The 20505-nt window shown below is 54.1% G+C and carries 14 protein-coding genes; 8 read left to right on the top strand and 6 right to left on the bottom strand.

Translation table 11 applies throughout. The features are described from left to right. The 4 genes from RMSM_RS07320 to RMSM_RS07330 all read right to left on the bottom strand — a co-directional run. A partial coding sequence (locus RMSM_RS07320) for a glycoside hydrolase family 16 protein (protein ID WP_008693646.1) occupies positions 1–289 on the bottom strand: 289 nt, incomplete at its 3' end. Positions 290–345: 56 nt separating this feature from the next. Then, complete coding sequence (locus tag RMSM_RS38205; RefSeq protein ID WP_008693648.1) at positions 346–531, bottom strand: hypothetical protein; 186 nt, start codon at positions 529–531, stop codon at positions 346–348. A 24-nt stretch (positions 532–555) separates the two neighbouring features. Beyond that, a complete protein-coding gene (locus RMSM_RS07325; protein ID WP_144057456.1) occupies positions 556–3690 on the bottom strand; it encodes a hypothetical protein in 3135 nt (1044 codons plus the stop codon). Between the two features lie 223 nt (positions 3691–3913). Next, positions 3914–5641, bottom strand: coding sequence for an MFS transporter (locus tag RMSM_RS07330; protein ID WP_008693654.1), 1728 nt, complete (start codon positions 5639–5641; stop codon positions 3914–3916). Positions 5642–5887: 246 nt separating this feature from the next. On the opposite strand from RMSM_RS07330, the gene RMSM_RS07335 reads away from it, so the two are divergent. The 6 genes from RMSM_RS07335 (at position 5888) to RMSM_RS07365 (ending at position 16090) form a co-directional block, all read left to right on the top strand. Next, entirely contained in the window at positions 5888–6895 is a 1008-nt protein-coding gene (locus tag RMSM_RS07335) for a LacI family DNA-binding transcriptional regulator (protein ID WP_008693656.1), read from the top strand. Positions 6896–7150: 255 nt separating this feature from the next. Then, positions 7151–8359: a DUF1559 domain-containing protein gene (locus RMSM_RS07340; protein WP_040764628.1), complete on the top strand. Its 1209-nt coding sequence runs from the start codon at positions 7151–7153 to the stop codon at positions 8357–8359. Positions 8360–8472: 113 nt separating this feature from the next. Next, complete coding sequence (locus tag RMSM_RS07345; protein WP_040764630.1) at positions 8473–8667, top strand: hypothetical protein; 195 nt, start codon at positions 8473–8475, stop codon at positions 8665–8667. 148 nt (positions 8668–8815) lie between these two features. Next, positions 8816–11893 carry an FG-GAP-like repeat-containing protein gene (locus RMSM_RS07350; protein ID WP_008693667.1) on the top strand — a complete coding sequence of 1026 codons (3078 nt, stop codon included), beginning with the start codon at positions 8816–8818 and terminating at the stop codon, positions 11891–11893. A 152-nt stretch (positions 11894–12045) separates the two neighbouring features. Further along, on the top strand, positions 12046–15042 hold the full coding sequence (locus RMSM_RS07360; protein ID WP_008693669.1) for an FG-GAP-like repeat-containing protein: 2997 nt from the start codon (positions 12046–12048) through the stop codon (positions 15040–15042). A gap of 55 nt (positions 15043–15097) precedes the next feature. Beyond that, on the top strand, positions 15098–16090 hold the full coding sequence (locus RMSM_RS07365) for a quinone oxidoreductase family protein (protein ID WP_008693670.1): 993 nt from the start codon (positions 15098–15100) through the stop codon (positions 16088–16090). Positions 16091–16345: 255 nt separating this feature from the next. Here RMSM_RS07365 and RMSM_RS07370 read toward each other — a convergent pair whose 3' ends face one another. Then, entirely contained in the window at positions 16346–17752 is a 1407-nt protein-coding gene (locus RMSM_RS07370) for a sulfatase family protein (RefSeq protein ID WP_008693673.1), read from the bottom strand. A gap of 52 nt (positions 17753–17804) precedes the next feature. Beyond that, a complete protein-coding gene (locus RMSM_RS07375) occupies positions 17805–19430 on the bottom strand; it encodes a sulfatase-like hydrolase/transferase (protein WP_081614058.1) in 1626 nt (541 codons plus the stop codon). Positions 19431–19608: 178 nt separating this feature from the next. Here RMSM_RS07375 and RMSM_RS07385 point away from each other — a divergent pair, with 178 nt between their 5' ends. Both RMSM_RS07385 and RMSM_RS07390 read left to right on the top strand, forming a co-directional pair. Continuing rightward, complete coding sequence (locus tag RMSM_RS07385; RefSeq protein WP_008693677.1) at positions 19609–19923, top strand: TraR/DksA family transcriptional regulator; 315 nt, start codon at positions 19609–19611, stop codon at positions 19921–19923. Between the two features lie 70 nt (positions 19924–19993). Further along, positions 19994–20395 carry a hypothetical protein gene (locus tag RMSM_RS07390; RefSeq protein ID WP_008693679.1) on the top strand — a complete coding sequence of 134 codons (402 nt, stop codon included), beginning with the start codon at positions 19994–19996 and terminating at the stop codon, positions 20393–20395. Positions 20396–20505 lie beyond the last annotated feature (110 nt).

Genomic DNA, 20505 nt, shown 5'->3' on the forward strand with positions numbered 1-20505 from the left:
CATCTTCGACTCGGACGTTTTCCGTGCGGTCCGTGTAGATTTGCAGCTCGCTATTGCCGCCTCCAAACGCGTTGACCTCAACGCCCCATTTGCAGTAGTCCAGCGAGTCGCCGTCGAACTCGTCTTGCCAGACGAGCTTCATTTCTGATTCCGCAGATGCCACTTGAGGCTCCACTTTCTCTTGACCCCAAGCAGGGACAATCGACAAACAGGTGATGGCGGCAAGAAGACCAACGGGATGAAAGGTCTTTCGTTTCATCTTCAGTGCTGCTACGGTTCGACGGATCATGATTTTTCGCTTTGGTTGCGAGGATGGGAACAAAGTAAAGTAGAGGGAACGTTGGATTACGCTGGAGGAGCAAAGTTCACCTCAATGCGTGTGATCTGACCGCGACGACCGAACAACATGTCGGTCTCTGCGGCGGTCATCATCAATCCATCACGGTTAACGGTCGGCTGATCTAAGTAGTGGATGCTGAGTTCATCGTGGTCGCTGGGACGATAAATGATCGGCGTCTGGCACAACGTCATCGACAAAACAACCCGAGGGAACTTTTAATGGACGCGGTGACGATGAACATCGAAAAAGACAAGCTCCGCATCGGTTTGCAGCAGTTCGCTTGACTCGAAAAAGATCGGGTCAAAGTGGATTTGTCCTCTTTCGATGCGGATGCCAAGCTCGTCCCATCGCGAAAGAATGTCCTCTTTGACTTGGCCGGTCATTCCGGGTTGCTGGACGCCGGCGCCCTGTGGGGTGTGTGAATAAGGGTCCGAGGGAAAGGCTCCGTACTGCGATGGAGTTTTGGACAATCCGATCCCATTGCGGATTTCGCGATAGTGCGCGTGCAATCGTCTCAATAGGTCCGGCTCGGACGAAGCGGTCGTGCCACGCACCTGCATGCACTGTTCCATGACGGCCAAAGCAAGTTTGGAAACCATATGCCAGTAGATCGATCCGAGTCCTTCGTAGGCAAAAAAGGTGCCGGATCGCCCTGTGAAGTGTCGGTGCCCAAAGGTTTGTTCAAAGATCTCGTTTAGAAGCGAGCGTTCTTGGGAAACCAATTCGCCGTATTTCGATCGCGGCTGCAAACGATCCAAAGCAATGTTCAAATCGGAAGCGTTGCAAAAGTTGCTATTGAAATGCAGCTCGCCATGAATGTCTTGCTGCACAATCGTGTGGTTTCGGTCATCCAGCAAGCGAGTCAGCAAACGTGATTGGCATGCGTTTTGTCTGGGAATTCGATTCTTTTCCAAAAATCGCGGCAACTCGCGGTCGGGATACAGCATGTAACTCTGCTGATCTTCGCGGTAAATCTTGCTGTGGCGCAAGGCGTCCAGCACGGCGAGCGATTCGAGTGGCGACAACATTCCGCTACTGAGCACTGCGACTTGGCCTTCGAGCATCTCGTACAGATGCGAAAGCGGTGCGGCATCGTCCCTAAGATGCATCAAGTTATACGAATGGTACAGCCCATCGTCGCGGCGGTTGCTGCGAATCGTATGATCGATCATCGTTCGCGCTTGGCGAAAAAACTGAACCAGGGACGCTAACGAGACGGTGTGCTGATCGTCACCAATCCCACCGCTGTACACACAATCACGATATTCTTCGCCGGCGATCGACAGGGCATCAAGAATCTGTTTGCGGCGATCATCTGGGATCGGTCCATTGAATGCATCGGCATGTTGCTCTAACACCTGTTTGATGCGATCGACCAACTGAGAAACGGCTCGGGATAATGCAACCGTTTCCGGGATCGTGTCGCTTGGGCTGGTGAACCAATCGATTAAAAATGTCAGGTAACGACGAAGGTAACATGCGGTGACGACAGACAAACCACGGCCCACCAGTGCATTGTTTGCATCATTCCATTCGGGCCGCTGTGTGTTTAACCAAACCCCGCCTTCGGGAACGAAGTTCGTCAGTTTGGTGATCACGGGAACGAGCAGTTTTTCAATTAGCCCTACGTGGTAGGGTTCGCCATCATCGCCCCACAGCAGTTTGCCGTCACCTCCGATCGATTTGACTCGCTGATCGATCTCGGCAGCATGTTCAAAATCAAAATCAATCGTGACTTGCGGATCGCGACAAATTTGCTCATACGGGCGGATGCGATAAGGGATGTCGGCGTAAGTACAGTAAGGTTGTGATAGACATGCATCTAAGTGGGCTGGAGTCATTGCTCGACAGCGTTCGAGCAGCTTAAGCAAGTAGATGATTTGATGGTCACCCCAGTAACCGATGTTGGTCCATGGATCGTGGGGATCGGGAATCTCCCAGTCGAACCCGTCTTTGGTGACGCGGTAAGGGTTGTAACCGTCGGCCGTCGACGCGTTGACGAAGCGAAGCACCATGCTGGTAGCAAAATGAGGATAGGCGACCGCCAATGCTTCCCAGTTCTGAAAAATGTCTCGCCAATTCCCTTCGTAGCTCAATTTTTCGGATCCGTCTTCGCAGCGAACGTCAATCGAATAGTTGTTCCAGGGCCGAGTCGGATCTCCGTGTCGACGACTAAAGTAGAGAGGCAAGTATTCCGAAGCGATGCGAATGAGATCGGGATCACGTGTTTCCGCGACCCGCAAATTCAATTCGTCCATACGGATCGATTGCGGCAAATCGTTCCATAGTGCCTCGTTACGCTGCTGGGCAAATCGGTTTGCTCGACGCACATGGTCGTGAAAATCGGTGGTGCTGATCTCGTATCCATGAGCGGGAAGTCCGCCACGCATTACGTTAAACAAGACATTGGATTGATGGCGTTGGACACGCAATTGGTTTGCCCCGAGTTGACGGCCATCGGCAGCGGACAAAATTCTAAGGAGTTGCGTTTCGTTTGCCGATGTGTCTTGTTCCAACGCGGCACCGATATCTTCACTGTCGGTCAAACGGTGCTGCAGTTTGATCACGTCGCAGTGATCATTGTTCAGATCCGTGACGATACTCCACCGCACCGGATTTAGCGGTTGCAACTCTAGACGTTTTGATACGAAAAATGCACCGCGGCGTCCTCGTACGTCGGTCTCGGGAACCAACACGGCGCCGTTGCGGACTTGGTCTAGCTGGGCCTCACTCAGTGCAATCACCGGATCGTTTAGCCCGTGTTGCCAAGCAACGGTGGTTCGTAGCCCCTCACTGGGTTCAGCGCGATCGGTGGGAATGGAGCTTAGGTAATACAACGCCAAACTTGCATCAGGCAACCATTCGCTCTTTTTGTAGGCGTCGGCCAAGTTGCTATAACGCAATTGAAAATCTTTACCCAGCCCCGGAGGCAGCAGGTTCTGCAGCCCATCGGTCACATCGACTTGGACCACGACGTCATTCAAATTGACCAGTTCGCAGTTGCGGATAAAACCAAATTCATGGCCTGATGTCCACGTGTAACGAAACACAATGCCGAGCGAATGATGAATTTCTTCGAACCGAATGCGATTGCCAAAGGAGTTCTTGTATAGGTTCTGTGTGCGGACTCCATCGCGAATTGGCGCAGTGGAAAAAGGTTCCCAAAGTACCTCGTCGCCATCCTTGGACACTCGCAGCAACGTCTTGGGGCCGGTATGGGCAGCGGTATCGGCGATCTTGTCGGCAGAGTAATACGGGAAAAGTGCCGAGTCAGGGTTTTGTCGTCCCGCAGTCAACGCGCCACGGCTGGAAATGAACATCCAGTGATCACTCGAGCTGACGGCGCTCATGAAAAATGGCGGCATTAAGTGACTGTTAGATATTTTGTACCACGTCGCTCCCTCGAACTGGACATATTGTCCTGATACGCAAGGCCGTGAGATCGTAGGCGAATGAAGAGTAGTCATATTGCAGCAATGATGAGAAGGTACGTTGTGTTGGATGGAAGAGCATGCAACCCGCGGACTGCGTGCACAGTGCCAAGCGGATTCAGGTGCCGATGTCAGAGGTCGGCTACGCCGATTGCAGGTCCTCCGTCTTGCGGGCCTGCAGCTCTCGTTCGATCTGAACGGAAAGCGATTGGTTGATGTTGTAAAGCAGTAAACAAACCGCCGCGGCAAACAGGAACGTCGCGGGGATCACGCTCATCATCATCCGCAAACCGTCGAGCGTGACGGCCGTTTGTATTTGTTCGACGCCCACCAGCGGTTGTAGATAACCGTAGTAGTCCAGTGCGAATCCGGTCATCGCTGCGCCAACGGCGCAGCCCATCTTTTGTGAAAAGGTGGCGGCGGCAAACACTAATCCGGTAGCGCGACGACCGCCCCGCCATTCAGAGTAGTCCGCGGTGTCGGCATACATCGCCCACAGCAATACCGGGACCGGACCGCCAATGAACGAGGCTGCAATCTGCAGCGCGAACATTGTTTTAATCTGATCCGGTTCAAGAAAGAGGAAACATGCCGTCAGGATCGCGACCCCGACGTTCATCCCAATCATCAGATTTTTTTTGCCAAAGACTCGCGTCAATGGTTTGGTCAATAACATTCCCGCAATCGCAGCGAAACTGCCCAAGACCCAAAACATCGGGGCGAGATCGGCGTTGCCGCAGTAGTACTTGAAGTAATACAGAATGGCACCGCCACGAACAAACAAGCCACTCAGTTGCAACAAGCCAAAGCCAAACAAGACCATCCAGGGACGATTGGAAATCAAGTCATTAAAATCCATTTCCAAAGTGGATGCCTCGGTGACGTCATCAAAGCGGTGTAGTGCGATCTGTCGTACCACCAACGACACCAGACTTAGCAGCACGTAGCATCCGAGGATGGGCAACAGAGTTGTTGTCGAGAAGGCTGTTGCTAAACAAGCCAACAGAGCCAAACCGGCTAGCATCACTTGATGAACGCGAAGGCTCGTCAATACAAATCGCAAGTCGGCACGAAACGTCGACTTCATCGCCACCGCCGGCTGCACGCGTTCCTTGGTGCTGGCAAAGGTGATCAAAAATAGAATGACCGCAGCGACCGAAAAGACCGCCATCGTCCAAAAGAAGCCCATTTGTTCATTGGCGACTACCTGCTTTTCCACCCCATCAATGATGGTGGTCTCGGTGCCGCCAAAATAACGGACCATCCCCAGCGTGCAGTACTGGACGACAATGCCGCCGCAAAATGCGGCAACAAATCGATAAGTCGAGACACTCGTTCGCTCGATCGAATTGGATGAGATCACGCCCATCAACGCTCCGTAGGGAATGTTGATCGCGGTGTAGGCCATCATGACGAGGGTGTAGGTAACGTAGGCGTAAATCAATTTGCCGTTGGGCCCGAGGTTGGGCGTATAGAAAGTCATCATCCCTGTGATTGCAAACGGCACCGCCATCCAAACCAAATAGGGGCGAAAGCGTCCCCAAGCCGTGCGTGTGCGGTCGGCTAGATAACCGACCAAGGGATCGTTGATCGCGTCCCAAATACGGGTGACCAGCATCAGCGTGCCAGCGGACTTGGCGGTCAGCCCGAACACGTCGGTGTAGAAGTAGACCAGAAAAAACTCGAACGTCTTCCAGTACAAGTTCGACGCCGTGTCACCAAGTCCGTAGCCGACCTTTTCGCCGACGCTAAGTCGCTGATCCTCGTCGGATTGCGACTTAATCGGGCCTCGGATCGCTCCCTCACCCGGCGGTTTGGTAGCAAGCGAGCTCGCATCGACAGGTTCAAAAGAGCGTTCTGGCACAGTCATTCCGTTCGATGAGAAGAGTGAAAGGCCGGTGATTTATTCAGTCGGTTGCAGTAAACCGGCGTCGAAACAGCCCTTCGAGGCTCGTAAGGTAACACGAAATGAAACCGGTTGCAAAAAGATTTCGGAAATGCGTCACGAAAATGGGGTTTTGCGTAAAGTTAGAAGAAACCGGTTGCACAAATAGGGGTGAGGTGCGTAGATTTAATGAAACCGGTTGCAGAAGGCCATTTTTGAATGCGAGCCCCAATGAAACTCAACGGAACCACGATCAGCGACATTGCTGCACGAGCCAACGTCAGCAAGAGCACCGTGTCGCGTGTCTTGAACGACAAGTCCGTCGTCAACCACCAGACACGCAAAGTGGTGCTCGAGGCGATGGAGTCGCTGGGCTATCAAGCCAACGCGTTCGCTCGCAGTCTCGCCAGCGGGCGGTCGATGACCGTCGGGGTGGTGACTCAGAAAATTGGTAGCCCGTTTTACGACATGATCATGCAAGGGGTGATCCAAGGGTTCGCCGGCACCGGTTACTCACCGTTGTTCGTGGACGGTCAATGGGAAGAGAGTACCGAGTTGGAAGTCATTCGCACCGTGCTGGGACGAAAGGTCGACGGGCTGCTCTTGCTTGGTGGTGATATTCCTGAGCAGCAGTTAAGCGAACTCAAAGAACGACTACCAACGATTGTGGTCGGCAAAGAGATTCCGGGCTGGGAAAACCAATGCGTCTATATCGACAACGTTAGCGCTGCCTACGACGCGACCAAACACTTGATTGAATTTGGTCACCGTGACATCGCGATCATCAAAGGGATCAAGCAGCATCAGGATGCGGTGCGTCGCTACGACGGCTATGCGAAAGCGCTTTCGGATGCGGGCATTGAACTGGATTCGGACTTGGTGCTTGAAGGAGATTTCTCGGCACAGTCGGGCATCGTGGGGATCAGTTCGCTGTTGATGCGAGGCAAATCGTTCACCGCAGTGTTCTGTGCAAATGACATGGTTGCCTATGGCGCTAGACTAGCTTTACAGCGACATGGGATTCGAGTTCCCGAGGATGTTTCGATCGTCGGGTTTGATGATCAAGGTGAGTCGGCTTTCGTGACTCCGCCGCTGACGACCGTGCGACAACCAGGCGTGGAGATGGGCGTGGCCGCTGCTGCGGGGCTGGTTCAATTAATGCAGGGCAAACCCTGTGAGCTGCCAAAGTTACATGCCGAACTGCAACGCCGTGAATCCGTCGCGAGGGTCTATCGATGATTTCTCAACGCTTTCCCACTCTCCGCTTGGGTGATTCCGCAATGCGTTTGCTTTGTGATTCCGTTTCCCCACAACGTCCACAGCATTTCGTTCACCGAGGAGGGCTCCGATAAAAAGCAAGTTTGCTTCTCTTCGTCTGCTTTTGCGTGCGTGGGCGATTTGTGAGCTGCGACAAAATGTGAATGTTACGCAACGTTTCTCGCTTTAAAAACACGTCGGTGTTTTTCCTCTTTTCTTTACCAAGGCTATCTTATTATGTCACGTCCCCAAACATCCCGTTCGGGCTTTACGCTCGTGGAACTTCTCGTCGTGATCGCGATCATCGGCGTGTTAGTCGGACTGCTGCTTCCTGCGGTCCAAGCGGCTCGCGAGGCAGCGCGTCGAATGAGTTGCAGTAACAACTTCAAACAGATCGGTCTGGCGGTTCACAATTACCATTCCGCTTACAACCAGTTGCCCAAGCAGAAAACGGGAACCGGGTTAGACCCCACGACCGGGGCTTGGTGGGACGGGACAAACGTGACCAACCAAAGTCAACTCAGCTGGCTTGTGCCGATCACTCCCTTTATCGAACAGCAAGCGATTTGGGAACAGATCTCTAATCCGCTCGGTTTCGAATTGAGTGCGGCTGGTGGACTTGTCGCACGAACACCGTCGTGGACCGCGATGGGCCCCAAACCGGGCAGCAACTATGTCTATCCGCCGGGGATGACCGAGTTGCCAAGTTTCCGTTGTCCTTCGGATCCCGGCACAGGATTGCCAGGAATGGGACGCACGAACTATGCATGTTGTCTCGGTGATTCGTTCTCCAAAGCAGAATCCGGAGCGGTGAACCAGACGTTGGTCGTCACGACGGGTGACGCAGAATGGTGTCGCGCCGGTCAACGTGGGGCCTTTGTCGTGCACCAAAAGATGGCGTTCCGCGATATTTTGGATGGGCTGTCCAATACCATTATTGGCGGCGAGATCAATACGGATCTAGGCGATCGTGACATCACGACCGATGCCGCGATCTTCAAGGCTGTCAAAGCCACTCCTTCGATCTGTAAAAGTGATGGATCGGTCGATCCGCAACGTCCTCGTTTCTGGGCCTCGGGTACAAACACGATCATCAAAGCACACGGTTCGATCTACGGTCGTGGTTACCAATGGATGACGGGCGAGCATCTACACACCGGCATGATGACCATCCTGCCACCCAATAGCACGTTGTGCTACCAAGGCGAATGGCCGGGGCAAGAGGGCATTGCACCCCCAAGCAGTCGTCACCAAGGTGGTTGCCATGTGTTGATGGGCGATGGGGCCATCAAGTTCATTACCAATTCGATCGAATCAGGCAACCAGGAAGCTCACATGGTTGAATTCAGCCGCACCGGAATCTCGGCTCCCGGTTCAAAGAGTCCTTACGGATTGTGGGGTGCACTTGGTACCCGAGCTAGTAAAGAGACGGTCAGCGAATTTTAATCCGCTGTTCGGTATTCAAGGTTTCTCGTGCAACCCTCGGTTGCACGAGCTGGCGAATTTATCGCTCGCCACCTCATTTGTTTTAAAATTTTTACTCGATGCAGAATCTAATCATGAAAACTCCACTCACGCACCTGTTTTACACCGCGTTGTTCGTCGGAACGCTCTCGATCACCGGTTGCGGCGATTCTGATGCACCGGCGATCGTGGGCGGCCCGACTCCGGAAATCCAAGCCCAGCTTGACGCCCGCGAAAACGACTACGCAAAATCGATGGCGGAATCAAGAAAAGGGGATCGTAGCCAATAGGACGGAACGTTGATCTCTTTGTCGACAGGGCGGGTCATGAGGACTCGCCTTGTCCTGCCATCGATTGGCACTTCGTCTGAAGCGGGACTCCGCTTTGATTCCACCTCGTAATACCGATGACTCGTCGGGACTTGACGGGGTTTTTTCTATGATGATTCCTGCGGATCGCCCCTCTGCCGATCGTTCTCGGTTGTCTCGGATGATCATTCGTCTGATGCTGATCTGTCTGCTCGCGATCAGCGGCTGCGATCGGCCGAACGATCTCGAATTGGATCCCGGCACTGAAACGCTGCAAGACCCTGATTCGCTCGCGACCCCTGATTCGCTCAGCGCACTGCATGCCGCGATCGACCGTCAACATTGGACAGAGGCATGGGAATTGTCACCCGTCGTGCTGTCTCGCTATCCGGGGGACGCTGATGCGATCGCGTCGGTTGCCCGAGTCGCATTGGAAAACCAGAAACAGGATTTGGCTGGTGATTTGATGATCGATGCATGTCGAGCCGAGTCGCTCTCAAACGCATCGCGGATTCAGCAAGCGATTGCGACACTCGCCGTCGCCGGGCGTATCTATGATGCGATCGATCTGCTTGACGAATGTGTCGATCAATATCCGCAACAACACTCGATGCGTCGGATGTTGTTCAATTTCTATCATGGTGTCGAGGATCATGTTCACGGTATCCCGCACGGACGTGTTCTTGTTCGCCACCGTCAATTTGATCTGCCTTTGTTGTTGGCGCTATGCAGTAGCGAAATTCGCACCGAGAGTGCGGATCCATTGGTCGAGATGGCACGCCGCAACGCTAAGGACAAGCGTCCGTTGATTGCCGAAGCGAAAATCCAATATGATCTTGGCAAAATGGATGATGCGGCGTCATTGTTAGACGACTGTCTCCGCTTTCACCCAAACTACGCCCCGGCGCTGGCGCTGAATTGTCGAGTGTTGTTCGCCCAACATCGCCAAGACGACTTGGTCCAAATTGCCGAAACTCGCGGTGATGAAATCGATCGCTATCCAAATTACTGGATCGCTATTGGGGATTTCGCAAGTTCCCAGCAACACGATGCGGAAGCGACACGAGCGTACTGGGAAGCCACCCGTTGTGATGCCGATGATCGCGAAGCGTGGGTGAAACTGAGTACGTCGTTACGACGGTTGGGGGACTCGCACCGCAATCTTGACGTCAAGGCGATCGCCGCGATCGAAAATCGGGTGATGCAGCTCAGTCAACTCGCTGAATTAAAATCATCGATGACCAAGCGTGATCGTCCTGATCGCGGCACGGCGATCGAGATTGCGACTACGTTGCAACAGCTCGGGAGACTCTGGGAAGCCGAGGCGTGGGCGGCGTTTGCAACCACGTTGGCCGACGACAATAACGTTCAGGTGAACCAAGTGCGTCAATCGATCATCGCGGCGCTTCGCAAGGACACGCCTTGGCAAAGTTTGGCTTCGCACCCGGAACTAACACTCGATTTAAGCGAGTTACCGCTGCCACGATTGGCCAATCCAAATCGTGTTTTGACCAAGCGCCGCTCGTCGCCAACACCCGCGGCGGTGTCCGCCGGTCCACCGTCAACGATGGCGTTGATCGACGAAGCAAGCCAACGCAGTTTAAAATTTTGGGGACGCACCGGTGATGATTTGGATCGGCCGGGGGTGATGTTTTATCAAACGGTGGGATGTGGTGGTGGGGCGATCGATTTCGATCTGGATGGTTGGATTGATCTTTACTTGACCGCCGCCGGCGGAACGCCGTCCAAACGTGATTCGGCCGCGAATGGGTTGATGAGAAACCATGATGGTGTGTTTTCCAATGTGGCGAGTCAAGCGAATGTAGATGACCGAGGGTTCGGACAAGGCGTGGCGATCGGTGATGTCAATGAAGATGGATTTTCGGATATTTTGGTGTTGAACTATGGACCTAACACGCTGCTGGTCAATAACGGTGACGGCACCTTCGCTGATGCAAGCAATCGTTTGGACCACCACAATGTGTCGACTTGGTCGACAAGTGCCGCAATCGCCGATTTAGACGCAGACGGTTTAGCGGACCTTGTGATCGTGAACTACTGTGGCGGGATGAAACCGGTTTCCGACATCTGTCGTGACCTGGACTCTGAGATCGCGAGAGCCTGCTCGCCTATCGTTTTTCCCGCTGCGGTCGATGGGTTCATGAAAAACCGCGGCGACGGGGACTTTGTTGATCAGACGACTCGGTGGAATGCGAGACCCTTGGTGTCTGGACGCGGACTAGGCGTGACCGCAGGCGAATTCGATCACCAAGCGGGCGTGGACGTGTTTGTCGCCAACGACATGACCAGCAACCATTACTGGAGCCGCAGCAACGACTCGCAATCCGTCGCCGATTTTCAATTGACCGAATCTGCAATTTTACGAGGTCTTGGATCCGACGACCGCTCCGCGGCTCAAGGTTCGATGGGCATTGCGGTTGCCGATTTTGATCGCGATGGTGGCACCGATTTCTACGTCACAAATTTTGTCAACGAATGCAACACCTATCATGTGCAAGAGCGAGGCGGGTTATGGCGAGATCAAACGGCAATCCACCAGCTTTACAAGCCGACGCTTCCGATGGTCGGTTTTGGCACCCAAGCGGTCGATCTCGATAACGACGCGGTTCTCGAATTGGTGGTGTCCAACGGACATGTGGATCATTATCGCAGTGGCGACCATGCCAACTTCTATGCTCAACCGATGCAGGTGTTTCAGCGACGTCGGTTCATCCACGGTGCATCCGACGGCGAGTTCGTTTCGATCGCCGATCGGATCGCTGGCGATTATTTGAAGTCGCCTCATGTGGGACGTGCCTTATGGACGCTGGATGCAAATCGTGATGGACGCACTGATTTGGTGGTAACACATCAAACCGAGCCTGTTTCGCTGTTGATGAACCATTGCGATCCTGCGGGGGATTGGTTGCAGTTGCAACTCGTCGGTCGCGATTGCTCGCGCGATGCAATTGGTGCCAAAGTTAATATCCAAGCGGGCGATCAACAGTGGACTGTGGGGCAATATTCGGGTGACGGGTTTCTATGTAGTAACGAGCGTGTGATCCACGTCGGAATGGGCAATGCAAAAGACGATTGCGTCGTCGTGGTGAGCTGGCCCGATGGTCAAATACAGCGATTCCATCAGCTTGCCGTCAATGCTCGCTGGTTGCTCGTACAAGGAGACGCGGACGCGTTTAGGTGTCAATGATGCGAATCTTCATTTCCGGTTCTAGCCACATTGATTCGAGGCCGCGCAGAATCGCGGTTCTAACGCTTTCGATCGACTGCCGACAATTGTTCGGCCTTTGGTTCGCTGCACTTTGCCGGCCGGACGCGTCTTGCTGCGGTTGGAGGGGCGTTTTGGTTTGTTTCGCCATCACCGCGGGGTTGTTGGGGTGTCGCGAGGCAAACGAAGCCGTCGCGACCATCGATTCGATCGCTAGCCAGGCGGAATCCGCACCGAAATCAGCTCCGACGCAATCACAACGTATGCAGTCGGCCGGACGGTTGATCGAAGCGGGGGCCACCTCCGAAGCCTCGTTAGTGATCCGGGATCTGTTGATTGAGGACCCTGATGATTTGCAGTTCAATACGTTGATGCTGCGAGTGATGGTCGCAGAACAGGATATCGCCGCAGCGGTCGCGTTGTTGGATCGGATGGCAGATGTGCATCCCGCTCGCCATGACGATCTGCATGCGCATGCGGCAAACCTGCTGTACCACGACGGAGCGGTCGAGCAAGCGATCGATCGTCTCGAGTCACTGTTGACGCGGTCCCCAGCGTTCCACGAGGCGCGGCGACGGTTGGCACAAATGCTGAACCAACAAGGATACATGTTTGATGCAAATGAACAGATTCGAATTCTGATTCGTGGCCATGCGATGACGCTTGACGAACTGGTTAGTTTGATCTTTCCCGATCGGTCATGGATTGCGGTCAAGGATATTCCGCAGGATCGCAGCGAGTGGCCGACACATCAATGGAGCGTGATGAAAGTCGCGTCGGCCTATCGCATCGACGGGAATCCACGTCTGGCGCTGCAGTGTTTGAGCGAGCATGAATCGAACGATGATCGAACCGACCCAGCGACTGAATCACTGCGGGGCCGTGTGTTGGCCGACGCGCAGATGTACGATCGATTGCGTGATTGGGTTTCGTCGGCGCCAACGCGATGCCAGCGATATCCCGACTACTGGATCGCTTGCGGCAACTTGGCGATCCACGACAAAGACGACGGTGCGATCGCTTGTTTTACCAACGCGATCCAGAGGGAACCGCACAGTTTAGACGCTCACTATGGAATGATTCAGTCGCTTGAAAATGCGGGCCGCATGCCGCAAGCCGAGTTGTTTCGCAAGCGATCCCAGGTGCTCGATACATTGGGGCACCAAGTCCGGAAAATCCGCGATTCGACGCAGCCAAATCCACAAGATTTTGTCGATTTGGCGACCGGCTTGATGAGCGTGGGACGCTCGATAGAGGCGATTGCATGGCAGGAATTTGCCTTGGCCCTGTTTTCGCCGCGTTCACCTCAGCGTCATCAGATTGGCAGCTACAAGGCACGCGTGCTGGCCGAGTTCCCCTCCGGCAATGACGAAGCCACTGTTTTGTGCGGGCTCGATTTAGGATCGTTGCCATCAGTGGATCGATGGTTAGCCACGCTAAAGCCTGAGTCATCTCATTCGGCAACGACGATCAAAAGCGTCTCGCATGCTCTACCCTCTCGAGCCGTTATTCCCCAGATCAATGCTGTTTTCCAGAACGTCGCCGAGCGAGTCGGGATCGAGTTTCGTTATCGCAACGCTGCCGTTCCGGTCGAGCGAGAATTTCAGATATTTCAAGCCTTCGGTGGTGGAGTGGCATGTTTGGATGTCGACCGTGACGGAAGCGTCGATTTCTATTTTGGGCAAGCCGCGACCACGCCGCCCGATGGAATCGCGACTTTTTCCAACGCATTGTTTCGAAATCGCAACGGCCAATTTGCAAACGTCATCGCCGAGGCTGCTGCTGATCATCGAGGATACACCATGGGAGTGACCGCAGGGGATTGGAACCAAGACGGTTTCGCCGACCTGATGATCGGCAACTTGGGACGAAATAAGCTGTTGATCAATCAAGGCGATGGCACGTTCCGGCCGGCTGCCGATAACTCGCTTGCGGAGGTGTCTTCGTTTACCAGCAGTGTGGCGATCGCGGATGTGACGGGCGATTCGCTTCCGGACATCGTCGAGATCAACTATCTGGATGATCCGACCGTTTTTGATCCGATCAAATATGACGCCGATGGCAAGCCAATCTCGTTGCCGGGGCCTTTGCAGTTTCAGCCCGCGATGGATCGCGTATGGGTTTCAAAGGGTGACGGATCAATGGTGCCAGAGCCGCTCGGGGGTCAAGTCGCCGCGGACTATAGCACAGGACTTGCGCTTTTGGTCACCGATCTTGACCAGACACCTGGGAACGACGTATTTGTTGCAAACGATCTGCGAGCGAATCAATTGTGGGTGCGACGCGATCCCGATGATTTGCGTTCCGCCAGGGTGGATGTCGCGGTGACGCGGGGTGCGGCTTACGGAAGTTCCGGCAAACCGATGGCGTGCATGGGAATTGCTGCGGCCGATTTCGATGGCAATGGACGAACCGATTTACATATCACCAATTTCGAAAATGAATGGTCCAATCAATACATGCAGAACGAATCGGGCGTGTTTGTCGATTCAGCGGTGCCCTATCAATTGGATACGGTGTCACGAAAGATGTTGGGGTTTGGCACCCAGGCCATCGATTACGATAACAACACGGTGTGGGATTTGATCGTCGGCAACGGTCACATCGAAGATTTGAGTGCCAAAGGAAGTTTGTTTGCGATGCCCACGCAATTGTTGGCGGGACGAGGCAACGAATTTGTTTTGCAGCATGTGTTGGGCGACGACGAATACTGGAGCGGGATGCATTTTTCGCGAGCGATGGCAAAATGCGATTTCAACCGTGATGGACGCGTCGACATCGTGATCACCGATTTGAAGCAGAATGCGGTCTTGCTCGAAAACCAAACTCCCACGGCCAATCATTGGCTACAGCTCGAGTTGGTTGGCACAGTGTCCGAACGGGATGCGATCGGAGCACGGGTGACTGTCGAGTTCACCTCACAATCACTCACGCAAACGGTCAACTCCGGAGACGGCTATTGTGCCAAGAACGAGGCGGTTCTGCTGTTTGGGCTTGCCGGTGCCGATTCGGCTGATCGGGTCACCGTGCTGTGGCCAAGCGGTCGAGAGCAGGTTTTTACAAACTTAATATGCGAGAAGCGTTGGCTGTTGATCGAGGGTGAATCGGCTTGGGACACTTCGCTACAATAGCGGTTCACAAAAAGTTTTTTACTTCGTCGTCCCATTTCCAACCGAGCCGTTGTATATGAAAGCTGCGTTTATTCAGCAGACAGGTCCTGCTTCGTCGATCCAATATGGCGAATTGCCGACGCCGGAAATAACCGATTCTCAAGTGCTCGTGCGTGTCGGTGCGGTCTCAGTGAACCCGATCGATCTTTACATCCGCAGCGGTGCGGTGGCAGCAGAGTTGCCAAGTCCCTACATCATCGGCTCGGACCTTGCCGGTACCGTCGAAGCGGTGGGGGCGAAAGTGACACGGTTCAAAGTCGGCGACCGAGTTTGGGGAGTTCAGCAGAGTTCGGGAGGTCACCAAGGGACGTTTTCACAGTGGTGTGCGATGGATCCGCAGTGGCTGCATACGACCCCCGAGGATGTTTGCGACGAAGACGCTGCCGCAATCGCGTTGGTCGGGATCACGGCTAACCTAGGAATGATTCGCGAAGCACGTCTGCAGCCGGGTGAAACGATCTTTGTCCATGGCGGTACCGGCGGCGTCGGATCGGCGGTGGTACAGATGGGCAAAGCCGTCGGTGCACGCGTGATTGCCACCGCCGGTGGCGAAGAAAAGGCAGAGCGATGTCGTGATCTTGGCGCGGACATTGTCATCGACTATCGCAAAGGGAAGGTGGCTGAGCAGTTGCAGCAACACGCTGCCGAGGGAGTCAACGTGTTTTTTGAAACGTTGCGCGAGCCCGATTTTGATTTTGCCATTGCCGCAATGGCGCCGCGTGGCCGGATGGTGGTGATGGCTGGCCGCGACGCGAGGCCTGAATTCCCCGTCGGACCGTTTTATGTCAAAGGCTGCTCGCTGCACGGATTCATGTTGCTCAAAGCGAGTGCGGAAGAACAACAAGCTGCCGCCGATGATATCAATCGCTGGATGGCGGCAAAACAGCTTCGCCCGCTAATCGATCGAGTAATGTCGCTCAGTGAAGCGGCAGAAGCACACGCGTTGCAAGAAAAGCAAACGCTCGAAAACCAAAGCAACTTGGTTGGCAAGTTGGTGTTAACGCCGTAGTGGATTCCATGCCCACGATTCCTGTCGCCCTTTGGGGCTTTGCCATCGTGTTTGTGCCCGTGGTTGCAGCGTGCCGTCCCTTCGGGGCGTGCGGTCATTAAGTGGCGGAAGTCACGTATTTCCGTCGGGCTAGCCCCGGCGGAATAACAAATGGCAACTACCAGTTGTCGCACCGACCGGGGACAAGCCCGGCGGAAGCGAGGGGAGCCAGACTTTCAGCACTTTCAAATCGCAGTCGCCTTCGCGACTGACCACTTAATAATCCTGTTCGTTGTCGCTTGCTTTGCATGAAGCTTGCCAATTTTCGAAAGCTTGCTTCATGTTTTCCACTCGTTCGGCATTTCGATCCGCCAAATCGTGAGTCTCGCTTGGGTCTTGGGCCAAATCATACAATTCCCATGTCTTGCCATTGTCGCTGCTGATGATTTTGTAGCGACCTTGGTGCCATGCGAGCTGTTTGCGAGATTGGAATCCGATCGGTTTGCTCCGTTCAGACTTTGGGCTACCGATCACGGGAAGCAATGAGACGCCATCGATGGGGCGCGAATCAGGATATTCCATCTGCAAAGCGTCCAACACCGTGGGCAGATAATCGCTGGTCACGGCGGGGAAATCAGTCGACGTGCCTGGGCGAGTATGCCCCGGCCACACCAGTATTCCTGGCACGCGAACGCCTCCCTCGTACAACGAACGTTTGCGACCGCGGAAATCACTTGCCGAGCCCGGTGCTTTTCCGGTCTGTCCTTCGGGACCATTGTCACTGCAAAACCACAACATCGTGTTGTCGGCAACCTTCAACTTTGCAAGTTCTGCTCGCAATCGGCCGACCTGTTCATCGAGCGCCGTGACACATCCGTAGTAGTTGCGTTCGAAAACGTCGTGATTCTTGTAATGCTTGGCGTGTTCCTCACCCGCGACCACGGGCAGGTGCGGCGCGTGGAACCAGACCGCCGCGAAAAATGGCGTCTTCTTAGCTGCTGCGTTTTCGATGAAGGGAATGACGCGATCCATGATGATGCGGGAATCATCACCTTGCAAATTTTCGGTGACGGAATTGCCGTCGTGATCCCAGTAGTGTGTGCCGTAGGGCTTGGCGTTCTTTTTGTCGGTAATTGCGTCCCAGTAGCTGTTGTTTTTGGCATCACTAGGTTTGATCATCGGATCATAGGTGGGAACTTTCGATTCGGTGACAAAGCTATCGTCGTAACCATATTGTCGCGGCGGCGAGAAATGTTTGGATCCCTTGGGACCACCTCGATTGGCATCTTTTACCGTTGTCGTTAGCGTGCCAAGATGCCACTTGCCAAAATGCCCGGTTGTATAGCCTTGCGTTTTCAGCAGTTCCGGTAGCGTGATTTCCTCCTTTTTCATGTGCCCGGTATTCGCGTAGTAAATCCCGTAGCGATTCGGATGTCGCCCCGTCAAACAACTGCCGCGCGTGGGGCTGCACACCGGTGCGGCTGCATAGAATCGATTAAATTTCAATCCGTCGGCTGCCATCGCATCAATGTGTGGCGTTTGAATCGGCGAGTCGCCGTTATAGCATTGAGGATCACCGATCCCCAGATCATCACACATGACCAAGATGACGTTGGGTTTGTCCGCAGCCGTTGTTTCAACGACCAACAAAGCCACTAGCGAAAGTGCAAAGAGAGAGCGCATCGAGTTTCCTTGTTAAGTTTCGTTTCCAGACATCGTAAGTCGCTTGCTGAATTTACAGCGGTTGCGGAGGCCCAGCCGGTTTGCCGGTTTGTTTGTCAATCGGATATTTGGGTTGCCAAGTCGAATGACGCTGCGTTAGCCAGTTGTCGATTTGCTTGGAAATCGTCGAGGCAATTTCGGGGCGTGTCTGGATCAAGTTCTTGCTTTCGCCTTGATCGTCACTCAAACAATACAGTTCCCATGACTCGGTCTCGTAGACATACATCAACTTGTAACGTCTATCATTGATCTCTGCGATTGCACTGACCGCTGGTTCGGCCCGTTTGTCCATATAGCCGGGGAACAGATAGAAAATGGTACTTCGTGGACGCTGCGTGTTTGGGTTTCGCAATACGCTGGCAAACGATTCGCCATCGAGCGGATGTTCTTCGGTGGGCGGAACCCACTCCTTTCCGGCTAACTCGAGATACGTTGGATAGTAGTCAACCGAATGGACGTTATGATCGGTGACCGAGTCGGCGGGAATCACGCCAGGCCAATACGCGATCAAGGGAACCCGAATGCCCCCTTCGGTCAGCATTCCTTTTTCGCCTCGCAGCGGTTCGTTGTCCGCATGAGTGCCACCGTTATCCGAGGTGAACAGAATCAGCGTATTCGCCGCGATGCTGTCGTCATGATTGCCGTCACCATTGGGATCCTCGATCGCTGCCAGCATTCGAGCCAAGTTTTCATCAACGCCTGCGATAAAGCCGACATACTCGGCCATTTTTTTGTTGATGCCGGCAACGCGATCGATGGCTGCTTGTTTCAAGTCGGGGCGAGCGCGAACAGGTCCATGCACCGCGTAAGTATGAAATTGCAAATAGAAAGGTTTGTCACCACCGGCAAGCGTTTTCAAGGTGTCTTGCATCGCATCACCTAATGCGTCGCTAATATGTTTGGGAGTGGCCAGCAGCGAATCCGGCAGACCTCGCTTCGTCAAATAGGCATCGTCATACGGCGCCGCATAGCGATCAAAATGACCGAGTCCGACGCCTTTGAATTTCCATTCGCCGTTTTTCTTTGAGGCAAAACAGGTGGGTTGATGTCCTTGGCTAAAGCCGCCCAGATTGATGTCGAAGCCGACATTCTCGGGCATCGTCTCGTCGCCGCGATGACCCCCAACGTGGAATTTGCCGATGTGAGCGGTGGCGTAACCGTTTTGCTTGAGCGCCTCGGCAACCGTGATCGCAGCAGCAGCAACATCCTCGGATTGCTCGGGCCCTTTGAAACGGGCCGCTTCCTTTTTAATTCCCCCTCCGCCAAATCGGTTCAGGTTATTCACCACGTAGACGTTGTTGTTGACGCGGGCTGGATATTGACCCGACAGCATCGCCGCACGTGTGGGAGCACAGTTGGGTTGTGCGTAAGCATGTGTGAAACTGAGCCCGCCAGCGGCCAGTTTTTCGAGCGTCGGAGTTTGGTAGATCTTCTTTGCGGTGCCCATCGTCGCTTGATTAGCACTGATGTGATTCCATCCCAAGTCGTCGACCATATAGACGATGATGTTGGGTTTGGTTTCCGCCGGGCCAGGGGGGGCGTTGGCCGCGAGAATACGCGACTGCGTTGCCGTATTCAGCGCTACGAATGACGTCAGGAAGGAGAACAGAAAAACGGGTGAACGGGGGCTACGATTCACAAGGGACCTCGGAAAAGATTTCGAAATGATGGTGGGAGCAGCGAGCCGACGGGGTTGAGGGGGCTCATTGTATCCTGCGGCATCTGCGGTTGCACGGATCTGACCAAGTTTGGCCACGCGGTATGCGATTTGCTTTTGATTTTAAGCAACTTGTCTGATCTTACCCGAGAAAAGTCTTATGTCTGACTACACCAAGTTGCGGACGGAACTCGAAACACAACTTCAAGAGCTCGTGGCTCGAGCCGAAGGGATCGACAATGATCTTCGCCAACCGGGCGACGATGATTGGGAAGAGCGGGCGTCAGAATCCGAAGGGGACGAAGTCCTGGCCTCGGTAGGCGATCTCGCGATCAATGAGATTGAACAAATCAAGCACGCACTGCACAAGATGGACGAAGGAACGTATGGCAGGTGCACTCGCTGCGGCAAACAAATACCGCCAGAGAGGCTTGAAGTGGTTCCGTATGCCACAACTTGTACCGGATGTGTTTGAAAACGTGGTTTCGGCACGATCACGCAGCGAATCCGACTTATAGCCAATCCAACGTGTAGCGGAGACTCGCATGAGAACTCGATTGACCTTATTGGCGTGTGCGATCGCGATCGTCCTGATACCTGCGACGTTTTCTCGGTCTGATGCGACGGAACAGCCTGAGCGTCGGTCGGAGATCCAGAAAAGCGACATGCAAAAGAAGCTGGACTATTCAAAAAACATCCTGGACGGCTTGGTGACCGAAGATTTCGACAAAATCATCGCTAACGCCCAATCGCTTAACACCTTGGGGAAACGCAAGTGGATGCAGAATGATTCGATTGCCTACCGCACTCAGAACCAAGTGTTTTGGTTTACCACCGGGACGCTGATCACGGCGGGTGAACAAAAGAATCTAGACGGAGCGATGCTCTCGTATACCCAGATGATGCACGCCTGTGTCAACTGTCATCAGCTGATCCGACGCCAATAAAGGTGTTGATGTCGGGCGGCAAGTCAAGCGAGTGGCACGTTTGGCGTGTGCGGGTGGGAGCAATGTGGCTCGAAACCGCGCGCACTACGAAGAGCTCGGTTCGTGCGCCG

Source organism: Rhodopirellula maiorica SM1, from assembly GCF_000346295.1.
GTDB classification, from domain to species: domain Bacteria; phylum Planctomycetota; class Planctomycetia; order Pirellulales; family Pirellulaceae; genus Novipirellula; species Novipirellula maiorica.

Excerpts from the sequence above, each read along its gene's own strand:
- RMSM_RS38205 (WP_008693648.1), bottom strand. The coding sequence starts at position 531 with ATGACGTTGTGCCAGACGCCGATCATTTATCGTCCCAGCGACCACGAT.
- RMSM_RS07325 (WP_144057456.1), bottom strand. The coding sequence starts at position 3,690 with ATGAGCGCCGTCAGCTCGAGTGATCACTGGATGTTCATTTCCAGCCGT.
- RMSM_RS07330 (WP_008693654.1), bottom strand. The coding sequence starts at position 5,641 with ATGACTGTGCCAGAACGCTCTTTTGAACCTGTCGATGCGAGCTCGCTT.
- RMSM_RS07335 (WP_008693656.1), top strand. The coding sequence starts at position 5,888 with ATGAAACTCAACGGAACCACGATCAGCGACATTGCTGCACGAGCCAAC.
- RMSM_RS07340 (WP_040764628.1), top strand. The coding sequence starts at position 7,151 with ATGTCACGTCCCCAAACATCCCGTTCGGGCTTTACGCTCGTGGAACTT.
- RMSM_RS07345 (WP_040764630.1), top strand. The coding sequence starts at position 8,473 with ATGAAAACTCCACTCACGCACCTGTTTTACACCGCGTTGTTCGTCGGA.
- RMSM_RS07350 (WP_008693667.1), top strand. The coding sequence starts at position 8,816 with ATGATGATTCCTGCGGATCGCCCCTCTGCCGATCGTTCTCGGTTGTCT.
- RMSM_RS07365 (WP_008693670.1), top strand. The coding sequence starts at position 15,098 with ATGAAAGCTGCGTTTATTCAGCAGACAGGTCCTGCTTCGTCGATCCAA.
- RMSM_RS07370 (WP_008693673.1), bottom strand. The coding sequence starts at position 17,752 with ATGCGCTCTCTCTTTGCACTTTCGCTAGTGGCTTTGTTGGTCGTTGAA.
- RMSM_RS07385 (WP_008693677.1), top strand. The coding sequence starts at position 19,609 with ATGTCTGACTACACCAAGTTGCGGACGGAACTCGAAACACAACTTCAA.
- RMSM_RS07390 (WP_008693679.1), top strand. The coding sequence starts at position 19,994 with ATGAGAACTCGATTGACCTTATTGGCGTGTGCGATCGCGATCGTCCTG.